Source organism: Brevibacillus sp. HB2.2 (assembly GCF_013284275.1).
GTDB classification, from domain to species: domain Bacteria; phylum Bacillota; class Bacilli; order Brevibacillales; family Brevibacillaceae; genus Brevibacillus; species Brevibacillus brevis_D.
This window is the reverse complement of sequence record NZ_JABSUV010000020.1, coordinates 1-17,948: the sequence shown is the minus strand read 5'-3', so window position 1 is coordinate 17,948 and position 17,948 is coordinate 1. Positions and strand designations below refer to the sequence as shown.

The following is a 17,948-nucleotide window of genomic DNA, read 5'->3' as shown; positions in this document are numbered from 1 at the left end:
AAGTGGATGAACGTTCGCTACACGGAGCTGGGAGTGACAAAACAGATCGAATGGGGAGATTATTGTGAAAGAAGCGACACTTCGTCAAATACTGGTAGTGACAGACGGTTGCTCCAACTCGGGTATGAGTCCCGTTGCTGCGGCGGCATTGGCAAGGGAGCAAGGAATTACGGTGAATGTGATTGGCGTAATCGACAAGAGTGAGCTGGGTGAGAAAGGGGAGAAGGAAATCAGGGATATTGCGGAAGCAGGAGGTGGACTCTGCGACATCGTGTACCCCCAACAGCTTGCGCAAACGGTACAAATGCTGACGCGAAAAGCAATGACGCGCACCATTCATCAAGTGGTCAATAAAGAATTAAAAGAGATTTTGGGCGATTCCGGAATAGAGGAGCTGGCACCCGATAAAAGAGTGCAGGTTGCCGGAATGGTTGACGAGTTGGGTGAAAAAAGCAGCTTGAACGTCGTGATGCTGGTCGATACTTCAGGAAGTATGAAGCCAAAGCTGTCGGCTGTTCAGCAAGCGATTCACGATTTCAGTATCAGTCTGCATTCACGGAGTGGCCATAGCAGAATGGCGGTCGGTTCATTTCCGGGGAAACAAAAGCATCTCGATATCCGCATTCCGTGGACAGAAAAGGTCGAGCAGGCCCATCAAATTACGAGTGATTTGGCGATGAGCGGAATTACTCCTACAGGCCCCGCCATCGTAGAGGCAATTGCCCTGTTTGAGCAGGACAAGCTCCCACGCTCGCTGCAAGATCGTTACATCGATCAAGACGATGAGGACGACTCGAACGGAATGCTGCGTGACCATGTCTTTTAAGGCAGCCACCCCCGACCTGCCCAAACACTTTACGGGCAAATGGAACAAAAAATCGTACCACGTCCTACGGGAGTTGGGGCGTGGTGCAAACGGGACCGTGTACTTGGTATCCCAAGGTGGCGTACAGCGCGCGGTTAAGGTTGGTGTGGAAGGCATAGATATTTTAATGGAAGTGAATGTGTTGAAAAGCACACAGCAGGGGCGGGATTCCAGAGTGGGACCGCTCCTGTGCGACGTGGATGATCTCGTTGTAAACGGGAAGGCCTGTACGTTTTATGCGATGGAGTATCTTCAAGGCTTGCAACTGGATGAATATATCAAGCAAGAGGGTACGGACTGGGTGGCCGTGATGATGGTTCAATTGCTGGCGCGGCTGGATGTTTTGCATCAGCATGGCTATATTTTTGGCGATTTGAAACCGCAAAATGTGATGGTTACCCAGTCGGACAAGCAGGTACGCTTGATTGATTTCGGTGGAGTGACCAAGCTAGGCAATGCGGTTCGGCAGTTTACAGAAGAGTATGATCGAGCTTTTTGGCACGCAGGTGATAGACGGGCTGAAGTAAGTTATGACCTGTTCTCGACAGCCGTGATGATGGTACGTCTGACGGTTGGACCGGAAACGTGGAAAAACAGCCATGGTGACCCACGTCACACGATATTACTCTGTGATATAATACGAAAAAGTGACAGCCTGTACCCTTACCGGGAGCCTCTATTGAAGGCTTTTCACGGTAAGTTTGCGACCGCGAAAGAAATGCGAGCGGAGCTGTTGGCAGTCTTGCGAGATAGCATGGCCGCCAAACCGCAAAAGTCGCAAAAGAAAGCGCGGGCGAAAGGGAATGTAGGCGCGGGCATTAGCGGTCTTTTTGTCGCCTCGTTACTCCTATTGGCTGGTACTTTGTATTACGCATGGTTTATGTGAAGGATGTGACGGTTCGTGTCCTCAGATTTGGTGATGGATACTTGCTTGTTGGCAGGCTCGATTATTTTGAAAAACGGTGGAGAGACTTACCGGACGGAAGAGACAATGGCATTGATTGCAAAGGCTGCGGGGATGGATGATGTAAACAGCTCGGCAACGCCCACTAGTATCATCCTGTCCTTTCGTTGCAGTGGATTCGATCATACAAGAATGGTTCGTACCCCCAAACGTACGACCAACCTCAATAAAATAACGCTCGTAAATGATGTTTCCCGACAGTTTGTCGGTGGGAAAATTAATTTGGAGCAAGCCTATCGGACGCTGCGTGAGATCGATCAGAAAAAGCAGATCTATCCGAAATGGTTGCAGCATCTAGCAGCCGCTACGGCCAGCGGCTCCTTTGCTATGCTTGCAGGGGGAGATTGGGGCAGTCTGGTTCCCTCTGCGATAGCCGGGTTGATTGTGAACCTGAGCCAGGAATATTTAGAACAGTTTGTCCGGATGAAGTTTTTTACGGAGTTCTCTGCCGCTTTACTAGGAGGACTTTTCGCGTTGTTGACCGTGACGGTCTTTCCGCAGTTGCATTTAAGCATCATTATTATTGGTGCGATGCTTCCGTTGTTTCCGGGGATCGCCATCACTAACTCACTTCGAGATTTGATGGCTGGTGATTTGGTTGCAGGTGTTTCACGCGGGGTAGAAGCGATGCTGACAGCTGTCTCCGTAGCGGTAGCCACAGCCATTATTCTTTCGTTTACGAGGTGAGTACGATGTTGTTAAAAGGATTGGCGCTTAGCTTCGCCTCCTCAGTAGCGTGGTGTGTGCTATTCAATGTGCCGGTTCGAACAATCGTAGCGGCTGGTTTAGCCGGAGTGGTCGGGTTTCTCGTCTACTCCATTCTTCCGATCTACGGTGCAGAGGTCTTGCTGTCGACGTTTGTTTCAGCTGCTGTTGTCTCTTTGCTCAGCCAGCTCTTATCTATTATACTGCGAGTTCCTTCTACGAATTTTAGCGTTGCAGGCATTATTCCACTGGTGCCGGGATCGTTGGCTTACAAAGCCATGCTTGCTTTTGTGAACAACGATTATGTCGGAGGGATTACTCAGGCGACCAAGACATTGATGGTGGCCGGCGCGATTGCTTCTGGACTTATATTTGGAATTTCGGTTCTGACGATCTGGAAAGGAGCCCGCTATGCTGGCAAGCGTGCGCAACGAGATTGAGTCCGAGGGGCTTTTGCTTCCAGGTGAGAGCGTTGTTGTCGGAATATCCGGTGGCAACGATTCTACCGCACTGTTGCATATATTGGCTTCTCTCAATAAACAATACCAGTATCATTGGAAGCTACATGCTGTCCATCTGAATCACGGCTTTCGTGGGGAAGAGGCAAGGCAAGATGCACTCTATGCAGAAGAGCTGTGTCGTGAACTCGGCGTGGTTTTCCACCTATTTGAGTATGACGTCCCCGCTTATATGGAAAAGACGGGATTGGGCGGGCAAGAAGCGAGTCGCGACATTCGCTATCGGCTGTATCGAGAGGTAGGTCTGGCGCAAGGAGCGACCAAGCTGGCATTGGCCCACCATGCTGACGATCAGGTGGAAACGATTCTCTTTCGTTTTGTGCGAGGCAGCAGGTTGCATGGACTGACAGGGATGCCGAAGCGAAGAATGCTTGCGGATTGCCCGATTGAGCTCGTGCGTCCGCTCTTGCATAAAACGCGTCAAGAACTGGAAGGCTACTGTCGGGAACATCAACTCGTCCCTCGTGAGGATAGTAGCAACCAATCGCGCAAGTATACGCGCAATCTGCTACGTCTGGATGTCATGCCTTTATTAGAAAAAGTGAATGACAAGTATCGAGAGCATATCTTGGCAACTGCAGAGGCAATTCGGCAGGACGAAGCGCTTTTAATGCGGCTGGCGAATGAGCAGTTGGAAAAGGTAATGATTGAGAAAAAACCTGAAGCATTTTTGATGGACAATGACAAGTTTCAAACTTGTGACGTTGCTTTACAAAGGAGAATGATTACTCTAATATTAAGTTATCTCTCAAAACATACCGAATGGTCTTCGCAACATGTGGAGACCGTTTTGCACATGCTAGGGGGAAGTCGCCCTTCTGCGGAATTGCATTTGCCCAATGACCTGGTAGTCGACCGGGTGTACGAGCGAATCACTTTTCGTCGTAGAAAGCGACAGGATCGCATACATACGTATAGTTACGAACTCGCCGTTCCCGGTGTAACCTGGATCGACGAGAGCAAGGCCACGGTACATATTACTTACCTGGAAGGTCCCATGGATTGGGAGCGACTCTCGGCGAATGAAGCGGTCTTTGATGCCGATCAGTTGCCAGGATCGCTGTATTTGCGTAACCGAAAACCTGGAGACCGCATCACCCTGTTTGGCTCAGCAAATGGAAAAAAGCTAAAGGATTTATTGATTGATGCCAAATTTCCACGAGCATGGCGTGACAAGCTTCCGCTTTTGACAGCGGGGGATGAGGTGATTTTGGTACCAGGTGTGCGCCGTTCCGCCGTAGCGCCTATCAATGGACAGACCAGGCGTTTTCTACACGTGCGGGTAGAGTTTGGAGAAGATTGGCGGGAGGTTTTTTCATGAATCAAGACATCGAGAAGATTTTGCTATCAGAAGAGGATATTGCGGGTAAAGTTCGAGAATTGGGTGAGACACTGGCTGCAGAATACAAGGATAAAAATCCATTGGTCATCTGCGTGCTGAAAGGCGCAGTCATTTTTATGGCTGATCTGATCCGTCACATGAACATTCCCTGCGAAATGGACTTTATGGCAGTTTCCAGCTACGGAAGTGGAACAGAGTCCTCTGGCATGGTGAAAATCTTGAAGGATCTCGATACATCTGTGGAAAACAGACACGTACTGGTTGTAGAAGACATCATGGACAGTGGACTGACACTGAGTCGCTTGGTAGAGCTGTTGCGCCATCGGGAAGCTGCTTCTGTAAAAGTGGTGACTCTCCTGAACAAACCAGAGCGACGCAAGGTGGATATTTCACCGGATTACAAGGGTTACGATGTTCCAGACGAATTCGTTGTGGGATATGGCTTGGACTATGCCGAGCACTACCGTAATCTGCCTTATATCGGTGTATTGAAGCCTGAGGTCTACACGAAGTAGGTTTGTTGTGGAGACCGTACTTTCTATGATAAAATGTGAAAAGTGTCTGTTCGTGAGAGGAGGTAAGGAATGAATCGCTTTTTTCGTAATACCGGGTTCTACCTACTGATTTTTCTTGTCACGGTCGGGATCGTGAATTTCATCCTCTCCGGTACTGATAAGGTTGGGAAACTTACATATCAGGAATTCCGGGTACAGCTAAAAGCTGACAACGTCACCGATTTGTCTATTCGACCTGAAAATGGTACTTACAGAGTAGAGGGTACGTTGGCTAAAGCTATTCCGGGACAGGAAAGCAACAAATTCTTCACCAATGTTTTTTTGTATGACTCAGATATTATTAAGCTAGTCGAAGAGAAAATTGATGCACAAAAGATGAAGAATGTAGTTGTTAATCCTGCCGAGGGTAACAGCATTTGGCTCACGTTCTTGACCTCTATCATTCCTTTTGTCATCATCTTCATCCTGTTTTTCTTTCTTCTGAATAATGCCCAAGGTGGCGGAAGCCGAGTAATGAACTTCGGTAAAAGCCGCGCGAAGCTTTACAACGAAGAAAAGAAACGCGTTACTTTTGACGACGTAGCAGGAGCGGACGAAGAAAAGGCTGAGCTGGAGGAAGTCGTTGATTTCCTGAAAGACAACCGCAAGTTCAATGCAGTTGGTGCTCGTATTCCAAAAGGGGTACTGCTCGTAGGTCCTCCGGGTACAGGTAAAACCTTGCTCGCGCGTGCTGTTGCAGGCGAAGCTGGTGTGCCATTCTTCAGCATCTCCGGCTCTGACTTCGTGGAAATGTTCGTTGGGGTAGGTGCATCCCGCGTACGTGACCTGTTTGAAAATGCTAAGAAAAATGCTCCTTGCATTATCTTTATTGACGAGATTGACGCCGTGGGTCGTCAGCGCGGAGCTGGACTCGGCGGCGGCCACGACGAACGCGAGCAAACTCTCAACCAGTTGCTCGTAGAGATGGACGGTTTTGGTGGAAACGAAGGGATTATCATGATCGCTGCGACCAACCGACCTGACATTCTCGACCCAGCTCTCTTGCGTCCGGGACGTTTTGACCGTCAAATTACAGTTGATCGTCCTGATATCAAAGGCCGTGAAGCGGTACTGAAGGTTCATGCCCGCAACAAGCCGATTGGCGAAGACGTGAAGCTGGAAGTGATTGCTCGTGGTACATCGGGCTTCACAGGTGCAGATTTGGAGAACTTGCTGAATGAAGCGGCTCTCTTGACTGCCCGCAGAAACAAAAAGCAAATCACGATGACGGAAGTAGACGAAGCGATTGACCGCGTGATTGCAGGTCCAGCGAAGAAGTCTCGCGTAGTGAGCGAAGACGAGCGCCGTCTGGTTGCCTTCCACGAAGCTGGTCATACGATCATCGGCTACCACTTGAGAAATGCAGAAATGGTACATAAGGTAACAATCATTCCGCGCGGCCAAGCTGGCGGATACACCGTGATGCTGCCGAAGGAAGACCGTTTCTTTGCTACCAAAACAGACCTGCTCGACAAAATCGTCGGCCTGTTGGGTGGACGTGTTGCGGAAGAATTGGTGCTCGGGGATATTAGTACCGGGGCGCATAATGACTTCCAACGCGCGACTGCTATCGCTCGCAGCATGATTACCGAATACGGAATGAGCAAGCTCGGACCGATGCAATTCGGTAAGAGTCAAGGTCAGGTATTCCTGGGCCGTGACTATGGCAATGAGCGTAACTACTCCGATAAGATTGCGTACGAGATCGATCAAGAAATGCAAAGCATTATCAACGAGTGCTACGCAAAGTGTACAGAATTGCTGACGAAGCACCGTGATCAGCTCGATCTGATTGCGAACACGCTGCTCCGTGTTGAGACTCTCGATGCTGAACAGATCAAGCAATTGATCGAAACAGGTAAAATGGATAACGATCCAGATGCAAATAAAGATGTGGTCGTGAACATTCAACCGAAGCTGGAAGAAGTAAAAGAAGAAGTAAAAGAAGAACCAAAGCAAGAAGATACAAACGAAGAACCGAAACAATAAGGGGCGCCTCAGGTGCCCTTTTTTGCTATAAATACTATGGGTGTTTAGCTCCTAAGTTTTAAAGGTTTCGATGAACCAATAAAGCTAGTGAGAAGAAAAAGCACAGGGCTCGTAGACCTTGACAGGCCACCCCAGTCGGAACTTAAAAAAGGGGACCACGCTTGTCGAACACTTCTTCCTTGAGAAACATCCGCCCGTAGGGTGGCTTTGGCTCGACGGTCCCCTTTTTTAAGTGGAGACGCCCAGTGAATCCCCCAGTTGGCGTGTCAGAGTCGAAGAGAACTGTGCTTTTTCTTCTCCTCCACTATGTTGACTAAAAGGCAAACCCAAAACGAATGAGAGGGATTGGATATGTTGCTTACACCAGGCATGGCTGCATTTGACATGGATGGAACCTTACTGACTCACGATTCAAAGCTGACAGAAGGAACGAAAGAAGCACTTCGCCAATTACAACAGCAAGGCTGCAAACTCGTTTTGTCTACGGGCAGGATGTATGGCTCCGCTCAAATTCCGATCGATTCCTTTCCTTTTGACGGCTATGTCTGTAGCAATGGCGGCACTGTTTTCGAGGGGGATGGCACGCTGGTCCGTCAATGGCTCCTTCCCACTGAGATGGTAATCGGTGCGATCCATGCACTGAGGCAAGAAACGATTTATTATGAGCTTCATGATACGAATAGCAATCGCTGGATGATCAAAGAAGACCGTGAACGTTTGGAAGCGACCATGAGTGAGGACGCATCTGTAGAAGGATTCTCGATTTTGAGTTTTCCTTATTACAGACTCGCACGCGTAGAGCCTTTGGCAGAAGTACTGGAAAAAGTAGAGTCCGGGGAAGTAGAAATCGTCAAATTCTTCGTCTGGCATCAAGACCCGGATCGTCTGGAGTGGGTGAAAGAGCAGCTAAAGCCTTGGAGCGAGCAAGTGACTATCACTTCATCCGGCAAGCAGAATGTCGAAGTAATTCCTCAAGGGGTTTCCAAATGGGAAGGGCTTCAATACTTTTGTGAGAAATGGGGAATCTCCCCTGAGAAAGTGATGGCATTTGGCGATGCCGAAAACGATCGTGAGGCGTTAACAGGCGCAGGATATTCCGTCGCAATGGAAAACGCTTCTGACGAGATCAAGCAGGTAGCCAAATATATCGCCCCACACCATAATGAGGAAGGCGTAGCCCGCTTTATTCGGGAGCGCGTCCTCGGAGAAAAAGGAGAGTAAGAGAATGAAAAAGCAGAAGCTGCGTCTGTACAGGCCGGTTTCTGCTTTTTTGTGCAAAATGTACCACGTTGACAAGGGGAGGTTATACGCTTACAATGACCGTAAATTATGACACCACCGTAGGGGGATTTTTTCCATGGACGCTTTAGCGTTAGAAAAAAAAGCCCAGCGCAACGCTGAGTTACGTGAACGACTGCTACAGCTGAAGAAAGAGCGTAATGCCATCATTCTTGCTCACTTTTACCAACGTCCCGAGATTCAGGAGGTCGCTGACTTCATTGGCGATTCCTTTGGATTGGCGCAGAAAGCGAAAGAAACGGATGCCGATGTGATTTTGTTCTGTGGGGTTCATTTTATGGGAGAAAGTGCAAAAATTCTCAATCCCCAGAAGACCGTTATTATCCCTGATGAACGGGCTGGCTGTCCGATGGCGGACATGGTGAACGTAGACGGACTGCGCAAGCTCAAAGCACAGCATCCAAATGCAAAAGTAGTGGCTTACATCAATACTTCTGCGGATGTTAAAGCAGAAACCTACATCTGCTGTACGTCGTCCAACGCGAAGCGCGTGATCGAGTCGATCGACAGCGATGAGATCATTTGGGTGCCGGACAAAAACCTCGGCCACTATGTATCCCAATTCACGGACAAGAAAATGATTATTTGGGAAGGGTACTGCAATACGCATGACCAACTGTCTGTAGAAGACATCATGACGTTGAAGCAGCAGCACCCAGAGGCTGTGGTTGTCGTTCATCCGGAGTGCCGCCCAGAAGTGGTATCCCTGGCTGACTACGTTGGTTCCACGACCGGAATTTTGAAATACTGCCGTGAGTCTTCGCACAAGGAGTTTATCATTGGAACGGAAGACGGCACACGCTACATGCTGGAAAAGGACAGCCCGGACAAAACGTTCATTTTCGCTTCCAAGTACCTCGTTTGCCCGAATATGAAGGTGAACAACCTGAAGAAGTGCGTCGAGGCGCTGGAGAATATGAAGCCGGAGATTTTTGTGCCAAAAGATGTTGCTGATGCGGCACGTGCTTCCTTGGAGCGTATGCTTGCGGTAGCGCCTGCTTAAAAGGAAGTCTGATCAAATGCAAAAAGGGAGTAGAGCGCAGGGGCTTTACTCCCTTTTTCTATTAGGAGGAGGCTTTGGTTAAGGGCTGGATAACAGCAAGGATCCGTATACATCTTTTACTCGTCTGATGGCATGGAGCAAACAAGGTTTAGCGAACAGGTAAACCATCCCATAGACACACGTGAAAACCATAGCGAGGTAGCTCAGGTATAACAAGCTTTTCTATAAAAACGGAAAAAAGAAAGACCTCCTCGCCGGGAAGTCTTGTTATCTGTGTTTAGGAAGGCATCGGGGTAGGAGTTGGTTTTCCGTAGCCTTGCCCGTAGGTTTGGTCTATGTAGGTACGAATTTCTTTTGTAGATTTGCCTTCTGCTTTCATCTTGCCGGAAATAACGGCGATTTCCATGCATACGCCGCAGCGAGTGCCGTGGTCATCCCAGACAATGGAGCCATCAGACTTTTCTTCTTTGATGAAGCAGTTGCCATTATGCCCGTGTCCAGCACTTTCACCACAACCACAATAGCATGGAATGGATTTGAGCAGCTCACGATTTGCGGCAGCAACTTTGTAGGAATCAATAATGACAGGGTCTTGGTTGTCTAAAAATTTTGGTAGCTGATCAGCGGAAGCAGTCAATTCCTGCAAATCTCCATTGGGGGCGTGCTGCGTGTGATCGCTATGATTCTGTTCAGCTTGATCAGTAGAGCCACAGCCAGTAAGCAGGGCTGCGGTGATAAAAGTAATGGCTAACCATGATTTACGTTTCATCTTGGACATACCTCCTGCCAGTTATTTTATCATAATGAGATGAAGAAATTGTGAAGCTGGGAGAGAAGATGTGTACGTATGATGTTTAAATCGTAATAAATCCTATTTACTTTTTGGGCTCCTCTCCGTATAATGAAAAACGATAAGAACGTAAATCGGAATCATTTTGAATTGGAGCAGGAGGAAATATAGATGAAAAGAGCGATGTTAGCAGCCCTCAGTTTCATTACGGCAGTGGGGTTGGTTGGTTGTGGAGCAGCAAACGAAACGGCTGGGACTCCGCAAGCTGGCAATGAAGCGTCAGGGAAGCCAAAAGTATACACGACGATTTATCCATTGGAATATGTAGCGAAGCGAATCGGTGGTGAACACGTGGAGGTAACGAATCTGGTTCCCGCTGGCGTAGAGCCTCACGACTACGAACCAACCGCAAAAGACATAGTCGCTCTTTCCGGAGCAGATATCTTCGCTTATAACGGCAGTGGTTTGGAGCTGTGGGTAGAGAAGGCTGTAACTAACCTCGACAAAAACAAGACAACAATCGTAAATGCGACGGAAGGTCTCGAGATGATTCGTGCAGCTGAGCATGAGCATGAAGGAGAAGGCCACACAGAAGAAGCGGGTCATGACCACGGGGATCTGGACCCTCATGTCTGGCTCGATCCGATGCAACTGAAGGCACAGGCGGAGAAGGTCAAAAATACACTCGTGCAAAAGGATCAGGCGCACGCTGCTGATTACGAAAAGAACTACACACAATTAGCAACAGACCTGGAACAGCTGGATAAAGATTTTAAAGATATGGTTACGCAAGCGCCGAAGAAAGAATTCATGGTTTCTCATAGCGCATTCAGCTATCTGGCAAAACGATACGGGCTGGAGCAAGTAGCGATCTCTGGGGTCAATCCTTCTGATGAGCCATCCACAACAGAGTTGAAGAGCTTGGTGGAGCATGTAAAGGAACACAACATTTCTTATGTGCTGTTCGAAACATTGGTTTCTCCGAAGGTAGCGGAAGTGATTGCGAAGGAAGCTGGCGTGAAGACGGCTACGCTTAATCCGTTGGAAGGTTTGACGGAAGACGATGTAAAGGCGGGGCGTGATTACTTGTCTATCATGCGCGACAATATGAATACATTAAAGACTGCACTCCAATAAGCTTTCCCTCGAAAAGATGTCGCTGGCCAGGCGGCATTTTTTCATTCATTAGTAGGATGCTTGTGGTTCGAGCAAAATCGTAGTACGATGAAGGGGAACAAATAAGAACAAATCCGATTTAAGGGATGGATATTTCATGGAACCACATAAACAAGAGGTGCCAGTTATTAAGCTCACAGGCGTCTCCTTTCAATATGAAGACAAACAGGTTCTCGATGAGGTTGAATTCACACTGGAACGCGGAGACTTTGTGGGCATCGTCGGGCCGAACGGATCAGGGAAATCTACGCTGATGAAGCTAATTTTGGGTCTGTTGACGCCAAACAAAGGGACAGTCGAGCTGTTCGGGCAACCGCTATCCAAGTTTCGTGAATGGAATCGCATTGGATACGTCGCTCAACAGGTCGCGCATGGAGCTGGTGGGTTTCCGGCGACAGTCCGAGAAGTCGTTTCTTCTGGATTGGTCGGCAAAGTGGGCCTTTTTCGCAGACTGACGAAACAGCATCATGAGAATGTTCGGGCTGCGGTGGAGCGTGTCGGCTTGCTGGAAAAGCTGGATCAACGAATCGGCAACTTGTCCGGTGGGCAATTGCAGCGCGTATTCATAGCGCGAGCTCTCGTGGCTGAACCGGAGCTGTTGATCCTCGATGAACCAACAGTCGGGGTCGATCAGGAATCGATCGATCAATTTTACAGCTTGCTTCGTTCGCTGAAGGAAGAGAACGGATTGACGATGATGATCGTCAGCCACGATGTGGGAGTCATGTCTCAATGGGTGACCAAGGTGGCTTGTGTGCAGAAGAAAATTCACTTCCACGGAACAGCGCACGATTTTGAGCACAACCAAGACAAAATCTTGCAAAGTATGTACGGTGATTCGGTCAGACTGCTGTCTCATCATCATTAAGCTTTGTAAATAGGTAAGAAAGAAGGAATAAACACATGCTTGCTGATTGGTGGCAGTATGACTTTTTGCGGTATACCCTGTTTTCAGGGATTTTAATTGGTCTGATTTGCCCTATTTTGGGCACGTTTCTCATTGTTCGTCGCTTGTCGATGATGGCAGATGGCTTGTCACACGTCACACTGTCTGGTGTAGCTGCCGGGATGCTCATTTCCAAAAAGGTCGCCTTTTTCTCCCTCGTCAATCCGCTGTTTTTCGGGATGTTGTTTGCGGTGATCGGTTCGTTATTCATTGAGCGGTTGCGTAAGGTGTACAAAGCGTATCAGGATTTGGCGATTCCGATTATTTTATCTGCGGGGCTTGGGCTGTTTACGGTATTGATCAGTATCGCAGACGGTTTTAATGCAGATTTGTATTCGTACTTGTTCGGAAAAATCGTGACGGTGTCCATCGAAGACCTGTATGCGCTGATTGGTGTGGCAGTTGTCGTTTTAGGGACAGTCGTGTTGATTTATAAGGAGCTTTTCGCGGTTTCTTTTGACGAGGAATTCGCTCGCGTCTCCGGCGTGGCAAGGCGTTCGATCAACCTGTTGTTTATGGTGCTCGTCGCTCTGACGATTGCGGCTTCCATGCGGATTGTCGGTGTCCTGTTAATCTCGGCGCTGATTACGCTTCCGGTAGCGGCTAGTCTGCAAATCGCAAAAAGCTTTCGTCAAACGATTTTCTTGTCGATTTTGTTCGCGGAGTTTTCCGTGCTGAGCGGTTTGTATTTTGCCTATCTCCTTGATTGGGCATCTGGTGGTACAATTGTGCTGATGGCAGTACTGGTTATGCTGGTTGTATTGGGTGTAAAAAAGCTGCGGGTCGCTTTCCGATAAGAGTTTTCCAGTTATGACAAAAGGAAGGAGTGTTTGTCGATGAAAGTAGAAGAAGCGCTGCAAATATTGAAAGAACATGGTTTCAAGTATACCGGCAAGCGGGAGGAGATGATTCGAATCTGCGCAACCGAGAAGCGATACCTGTCTGCCAAGGATATTATGGAACGAATCAAGGAGCAGTATCCAACACTCAGCTTCGATACCGTCTATCGCAACATTTCCACTTTTGTTGAGCTGGGGATACTGGAGGAGACGGAGTTGGATGGGGAAGGCAGATTCCGTTTGGCCTGTTCAACAGATGGACACCATCATCACCATGTGATTTGTACGGAATGTGGAAAGACTTCTTCTTTGCCAGGATGTCCGATGAATATCATTTCCGCGGTACCGGAAGAGTTTCAGGTGACAGGGCACAAGTTCGAGGTATATGGCACGTGTAAAGAATGTGTAACGCATTCGAATTAATTGGATAGAGGGGAGTGCTCGCTTTTGCGGGTGCTCTTTTTTTGCATCTCCTTCAAAGCGTGTATTTGCTATAATGGGTGGAAAATCATCAGTTACAAGAGAGAAGGGACCAGTCATGATTCCCCGTTATATTGTGGACTTTGATTTGCACACCTTACCTCGGATGAGGGCAGATGTAGCTGTTATTGGCGCAGGGATTGCTGGGTTGTATACGGCGTTGCAAACGAGTGAGTATGCGGATGTGGTGTTGATCAGCAAGAAGGGACTCGATGATAGTAATACACGCTGGGCTCAGGGAGGAATCGCTGCTGTAACAGCCCAATCGGATTCTCCCGCCCTTCATCGACAGGATACGTTAATCGCTGGAGCAGGTCTTTGCTCGTATAACGCTGTGGAAGTACTGGTGCATGAGGGTCCTGATCGCTTGCATGAACTGATTGCATATGGAACGGAATTTGACCGCGATGAACAAGGGGAGTATGAGCTGACACAGGAAGGCGCGCATAGCAAACGACGAATTTTGCATGCGAACGGAGATGCCACTGGGGCAGAGATCGTCCGCGCTTTGTCCAAGCGTGTGATGGAGCAGCCAAACATTCAGGTTTTGGAATATCATTTTGCAGTGGATGTCATCACGCAGGGTGGCGAATGCGTGGGTGTCCTCGTGCGGAAGCCGGATGGCGAACTGTTTTTCCTGGAAGCAAAAGCAACGGTGCTGGCTACAGGGGGTGCTGGTCAGCTTTACCGTTACACAACGAATCCACAAATCGCTACCGCAGATGGGATCGGCATCGCGTATCGGGCGGGCGCTCGCATAAAAGATGTGGAATTTATCCAGTTTCATCCGACTGCGCTTTACTATCCGGGAGCCCCGCGCTTTTTGATTTCGGAAGCCGTTCGTGGGGAGGGTGCCATTTTGCGTAACAGCAATGGTGATCGCTTCATGGAAAAGTACCATCCGCAAAAAGAGCTGGCGCCGCGTGATATTGTCGCCAGGGCGATTGTCTCTGAGATGGAACAGACGAAGTCTACGTTCGTGTATCTCGACATTACCCACGAATCGGAGGAGCTTATTAAGCGGCGTTTTCCGACGATTTATAATTTTTGCTTACAATACGGGCTCAATATGGTGACAGATTGGATTCCAGTAGCTCCTGCCTGCCATTATATTATGGGTGGGGTCCAGACAGACTTGAACGGGGAGACATCGACGAGCCGGCTTTTTGCATGTGGGGAAGCTTCCTGCACAGGGGTACATGGAGCGAATCGACTGGCCAGCAACTCGTTATCGGAAGCCGTTGTATTCGGTCACCGGATCGCGGAGCGGATCAAGCAGATGGATGATTTGCCAAGCATTCATCCCTTCGAGGTTGTTTCCAAGCAAAAACTGCCCCAAACGTTCAATACACGTGAACAACGATTGAAAATGCAAAAGCTCATGCTGCGGCATGTTAGTGTGAAGCGTGACGATAAGGGATTAACGAAAGCACTAGCAGAGCTTGCGCGAATGGAGCAATACTATCAGTACGAGCCTGAGAGTCTGGAAACGTTTGAATTCTTCAATCTGTTGAATGCTGCCGTCCTGACAACGAGAGCGGCACTTTTGCGGGAAGAAAGCAGAGGTGGGCATTATCGTACTGATTTTCCGAATAAAGACGACTTGGTGTGGCGCAAGCATTTGATCCAGTCTGTAGAAGATGGTGTCCAAGAGGAGTGTGAGAAGCATGATGTGGAATAAACGGGAGCTTCAGCGAAAAATAGAGGAATGGCTACAGGAAGACGTGGGATTTGGTGATGTGACGACCATGAGCACGATTCCTGAATCGGAACAGGGTGTCGGCATTTTATATGCGAAGGAAGCGGGAATCGTGGCAGGCTTGCCGATTGCGGAGCAAGTATTTGCCACGGTTGATTCTACCCTCGTTTTTGAGGCAAAAGTAGATGAAGGAGCACGAGTGGAGGTTGGTCAGCAGATCGCCGAAGTCAGCGGCTCAGTTCGTTCGATTTTGAGCGGAGAACGACTTGCCCTTAATTTAATGCAACGTTTGTCTGGGATTGCCACGAAAACGAGTGAATACGCAACGGCCGTTGCAGGGACGAAGGCACGAGTTGTCGATACGAGAAAGACGACGCCAGGCCTTAGGGCTTTGGAAAAGTACGCAGTTCGAGTCGGGGGAGGCTACAATCACCGTTTTGCCTTGTATGATGCCGTGATGATCAAGGACAATCATATCAAAGGAGCGGGCGGTATCGCACAGGCTGTTGCAGCGGCACGCGCGGTTATTCCTCATACGATGACAGTAGAGGTAGAGGCCGAATCATTCGAACAGGTTCAGGAAGCATTGGCAGCAGGTGCCGATACGATCATGCTCGACAATATGTCCCTCGATCAAATGGTGGAAGCCGTGCAGTTTATCAATGGACGGGCCGTTGTCGAGGCATCTGGCGGTGTGAGTCTGGAGACGATTGGTGACATTGCAAAAACAGGCGTAGATATTATTTCGGTAGGGGCGCTGACTCATTCTGTCAGAGCGTTTGATATCAGCCTCGATCTGAATACGCGCAAGCGGTAAGGAGCGACCACGATGTTATTGGTGATCGATATAGGCAACTCCAATATTGTGTTGGGTTTGTATGAAGGCGACGAGCTCCAACACCATTGGAGAGTGTCCACGGATCGTAACAAAACGGAAGACGAGTACGGCATGCTCGTCAAAAGCTTGTTTGGTAGCGTGGGGCTTGGCTTTGAACAGGTGAGAGGCGTCATTATCTCGTCTGTCGTGCCACCTTTAAACCTCACGATTGAACGTATGTGCGGGAAGTACATGCAACAAAAAGCACTGATTATCGGACCGGGTATCAAGACGGGACTGAACATCAAGTATGAGTATCCGCGAGAGGTAGGTTCCGATCGAATCGTGAACGCAGTTGCTGCGATTCATCATTATGGCGCACCACTTATTGTTGTCGATTTCGGTACGGCGACGACCTTTTGCTATGTGGATGAGCGGGCGCAGTATTGGGGCGGGGCGATTGCTCCCGGTATTGGGATATCGACCGAGGCACTCTTTACCCGTGCTGCCAAGCTGCCGCGAATCGAAATCACCAAGCCTGCAAGTGTAGTCGGGCGCAATACGATAGCGGCGATGCAGGCCGGCATTTTCTATGGGTTCGTCGGACAGGTCGAAGGCATTGTACGCAGAATTATGGATGAATACGGTACGCAACCTACCGTAGTTGCTACGGGAGGGCTGGCCTCTCTTTTTGCGAATGAGACCTCTTGTATCCATGTCGTGGATCAGAATCTTACGCTAAAAGGACTACGTCTGATCTACGAGCGGAATCAATCATAGCGACTGGCGCACGTATTTGCAGAAAAACATCTCAGGATCATCTGGATCTAGGTGAGTCAGGGTTCCGCAATGAACGTATCCGAGCTTTAGACAGAGGCGCTGCATTCTTTCGTTGGAAAGGTTAGTAGAAGTGAACAATTTCTCCGTAGGGGAGATCGTTTCCAGATAGCGCAACATCTCCTCGCCAATGCCTCGGTTCTGATAGTGAGGGTGAACAATGAGTAGATGAATAAAGCTGTTCTTAAAAAACGTTTGATTGATGATGGCGAAACCGACGATATTCATGTCGATTAACGCCAAGTAGCAATGCCCTTCTTCAATCGCTTCTTGAAGTTCAGATGAACGACTGGTTGAACCGAGAACGATTGCATCAATCGTACAGACAGCAGGAATGTCTTGAGGAGTAGCTAGACGGATCGAGGTCATCCATTTCAAATCCTTTCTACTTGTAATTGTTGCCTGTGTTGTATGGAGTGATAAAAGGGTGTTAAACTACTGGTAGAGATATTGATGATCCGACATATAAATAAAGGAGCCAATACCGTTGCAGCGGCAAGGCTCCTGAGACAAGTAGCTGTGGCACACCCACGGCGCGCATGATTACAAAAACAGCGAACCCACCGTCAGGCGGTCAACCTTAGGCGGTGGGTTTTCGCTTGTTACGCCACTTTCTTATCCAGCGGTAGAGCTTCCTGCTGCTAAACCAGAGGCTTAGCAAGGTTGCCAGTACTTTTAGGAAAAGGTAAAGCGTGCCGAGCGAGACCATCAGCATCACCCCCTTTACAGGAAGCTGTGCCGTGGTCTTCCACCGCCAGTCTTGTCTCGAGTTAAATTATACCATCTCGGCTTTCTTTATGGTGAGTTCTGTTATTAGTGTAGATACGAGCCGACTCGACAAAAAGAGTGGTATTCGGCGAGTAACATCCCTACTGACAGGTAATGATATATACGTAATTCGCATCTGTGGGGGGAGACAGAGAAAAAAGTTGAGATTTTCATTACTTTTCGTTGACAGTACATCCTCCACGCGCTACAATGGCTATTGTGCCTAGCAGAAAAGTTATGCCACATTGAACTTTTTAAGTTTATTTAAAAAAGTTCTTGCGTTTCAGATGAAAGCATGCTAACATATGAATTCTGAAAGGCAAACAAGCGGATCACTTTGATCCACTTCAAATATAC

The 17,948-nt window shown here is 48.6% G+C and carries 18 protein-coding genes; 16 read left to right on the top strand and 2 right to left on the bottom strand.

All coding sequences use genetic code 11. From position 1 onward, the window contains the following. Positions 1–64 precede the first annotated feature (64 nt). The 9 genes from HP401_RS15715 to nadA all read left to right on the top strand — a co-directional run bounded on the left by HP401_RS15715 (position 65) and on the right by nadA (position 9,239). Positions 65–826 (top strand): vWA domain-containing protein, encoded by a 762-nt coding sequence (locus HP401_RS15715; RefSeq protein ID WP_012683887.1) that lies wholly within the window; start codon positions 65–67, stop codon positions 824–826. Beyond that, positions 783–1,751: a serine/threonine protein kinase gene (locus tag HP401_RS15710; RefSeq protein ID WP_173605720.1), complete on the top strand. Its 969-nt coding sequence runs from the start codon at positions 783–785 to the stop codon at positions 1,749–1,751. Before HP401_RS15715 ends, HP401_RS15710 begins: the two co-directional genes overlap by 44 nt. Before the next feature lie 15 nt (positions 1,752–1,766). After that, a complete protein-coding gene (locus HP401_RS15705) occupies positions 1,767–2,516 on the top strand; it encodes a threonine/serine exporter family protein (protein ID WP_012683889.1) in 750 nt (249 codons plus the stop codon). Between the two features lie 5 nt (positions 2,517–2,521). Next, on the top strand, positions 2,522–2,974 hold the full coding sequence (locus HP401_RS15700; RefSeq protein ID WP_012683890.1) for a threonine/serine exporter family protein: 453 nt from the start codon (positions 2,522–2,524) through the stop codon (positions 2,972–2,974). Continuing rightward, positions 2,946–4,373: a tRNA lysidine(34) synthetase TilS gene (tilS, locus tag HP401_RS15695; protein WP_173605663.1), complete on the top strand. Its 1,428-nt coding sequence runs from the start codon at positions 2,946–2,948 to the stop codon at positions 4,371–4,373. Before HP401_RS15700 ends, tilS begins: the two co-directional genes overlap by 29 nt. After that, on the top strand, positions 4,370–4,909 hold the full coding sequence (gene hpt / locus HP401_RS15690) for a hypoxanthine phosphoribosyltransferase (protein ID WP_106785225.1): 540 nt from the start codon (positions 4,370–4,372) through the stop codon (positions 4,907–4,909). The genes tilS and hpt overlap by 4 nt, the downstream gene beginning before the upstream one ends. A gap of 69 nt (positions 4,910–4,978) precedes the next feature. Further along, positions 4,979–6,937 (top strand): ATP-dependent zinc metalloprotease FtsH, encoded by a 1,959-nt coding sequence (gene ftsH / locus HP401_RS15685; protein ID WP_173605662.1) that lies wholly within the window; start codon positions 4,979–4,981, stop codon positions 6,935–6,937. Positions 6,938–7,288: 351 nt separating this feature from the next. Next, complete coding sequence (locus HP401_RS15680; RefSeq protein WP_173605661.1) at positions 7,289–8,158, top strand: HAD family hydrolase; 870 nt, start codon at positions 7,289–7,291, stop codon at positions 8,156–8,158. A 136-nt stretch (positions 8,159–8,294) separates the two neighbouring features. Then, positions 8,295–9,239 (top strand): quinolinate synthase NadA, encoded by a 945-nt coding sequence (gene nadA / locus HP401_RS15675; protein ID WP_017246967.1) that lies wholly within the window; start codon positions 8,295–8,297, stop codon positions 9,237–9,239. A 277-nt stretch (positions 9,240–9,516) separates the two neighbouring features. Here nadA and HP401_RS15670 read toward each other — a convergent pair whose 3' ends face one another. Next, complete coding sequence (locus tag HP401_RS15670) at positions 9,517–10,008, bottom strand: PCYCGC domain-containing protein (protein ID WP_173605660.1); 492 nt, start codon at positions 10,006–10,008, stop codon at positions 9,517–9,519. A 192-nt stretch (positions 10,009–10,200) separates the two neighbouring features. On the opposite strand from HP401_RS15670, the gene HP401_RS15665 reads away from it, so the two are divergent. The 7 genes from HP401_RS15665 to HP401_RS15635 all read left to right on the top strand — a co-directional run bounded on the left by HP401_RS15665 (position 10,201) and on the right by HP401_RS15635 (position 16,766). After that, positions 10,201–11,166: a metal ABC transporter substrate-binding protein gene (locus HP401_RS15665; RefSeq protein WP_173605659.1), complete on the top strand. Its 966-nt coding sequence runs from the start codon at positions 10,201–10,203 to the stop codon at positions 11,164–11,166. Positions 11,167–11,302: 136 nt separating this feature from the next. Next, positions 11,303–12,073: a metal ABC transporter ATP-binding protein gene (locus tag HP401_RS15660; RefSeq protein WP_012683899.1), complete on the top strand. Its 771-nt coding sequence runs from the start codon at positions 11,303–11,305 to the stop codon at positions 12,071–12,073. A 35-nt stretch (positions 12,074–12,108) separates the two neighbouring features. After that, positions 12,109–12,948 (top strand): metal ABC transporter permease, encoded by an 840-nt coding sequence (locus HP401_RS15655; RefSeq protein WP_016740937.1) that lies wholly within the window; start codon positions 12,109–12,111, stop codon positions 12,946–12,948. Between the two features lie 39 nt (positions 12,949–12,987). Then, positions 12,988–13,413: a Fur family transcriptional regulator gene (locus HP401_RS15650; RefSeq protein ID WP_012683901.1), complete on the top strand. Its 426-nt coding sequence runs from the start codon at positions 12,988–12,990 to the stop codon at positions 13,411–13,413. A gap of 115 nt (positions 13,414–13,528) precedes the next feature. Further along, entirely contained in the window at positions 13,529–15,151 is a 1,623-nt protein-coding gene (gene nadB / locus HP401_RS15645; protein ID WP_173605658.1) for an L-aspartate oxidase, read from the top strand. Further along, a complete protein-coding gene (gene nadC, locus HP401_RS15640; protein WP_173605657.1) occupies positions 15,138–15,986 on the top strand; it encodes a carboxylating nicotinate-nucleotide diphosphorylase in 849 nt (282 codons plus the stop codon). Before nadB ends, nadC begins: the two co-directional genes overlap by 14 nt. Before the next feature lie 12 nt (positions 15,987–15,998). Then, positions 15,999–16,766, top strand: coding sequence for a type III pantothenate kinase (locus tag HP401_RS15635; RefSeq protein WP_012683904.1), 768 nt, complete (start codon positions 15,999–16,001; stop codon positions 16,764–16,766). On the opposite strand, the gene HP401_RS15630 is transcribed toward HP401_RS15635, so the two are convergent. Next, the gene (locus HP401_RS15630) at positions 16,761–17,192 is read right to left on the bottom strand and encodes a GNAT family N-acetyltransferase (RefSeq protein WP_173605656.1); all 432 of its coding nucleotides are present in this window, start codon (positions 17,190–17,192) and stop codon (positions 16,761–16,763) included. The two genes, HP401_RS15635 and HP401_RS15630, sit on opposite strands and share 6 nt — an antisense overlap. Positions 17,193–17,948: the final 756 nt, after the last annotated feature.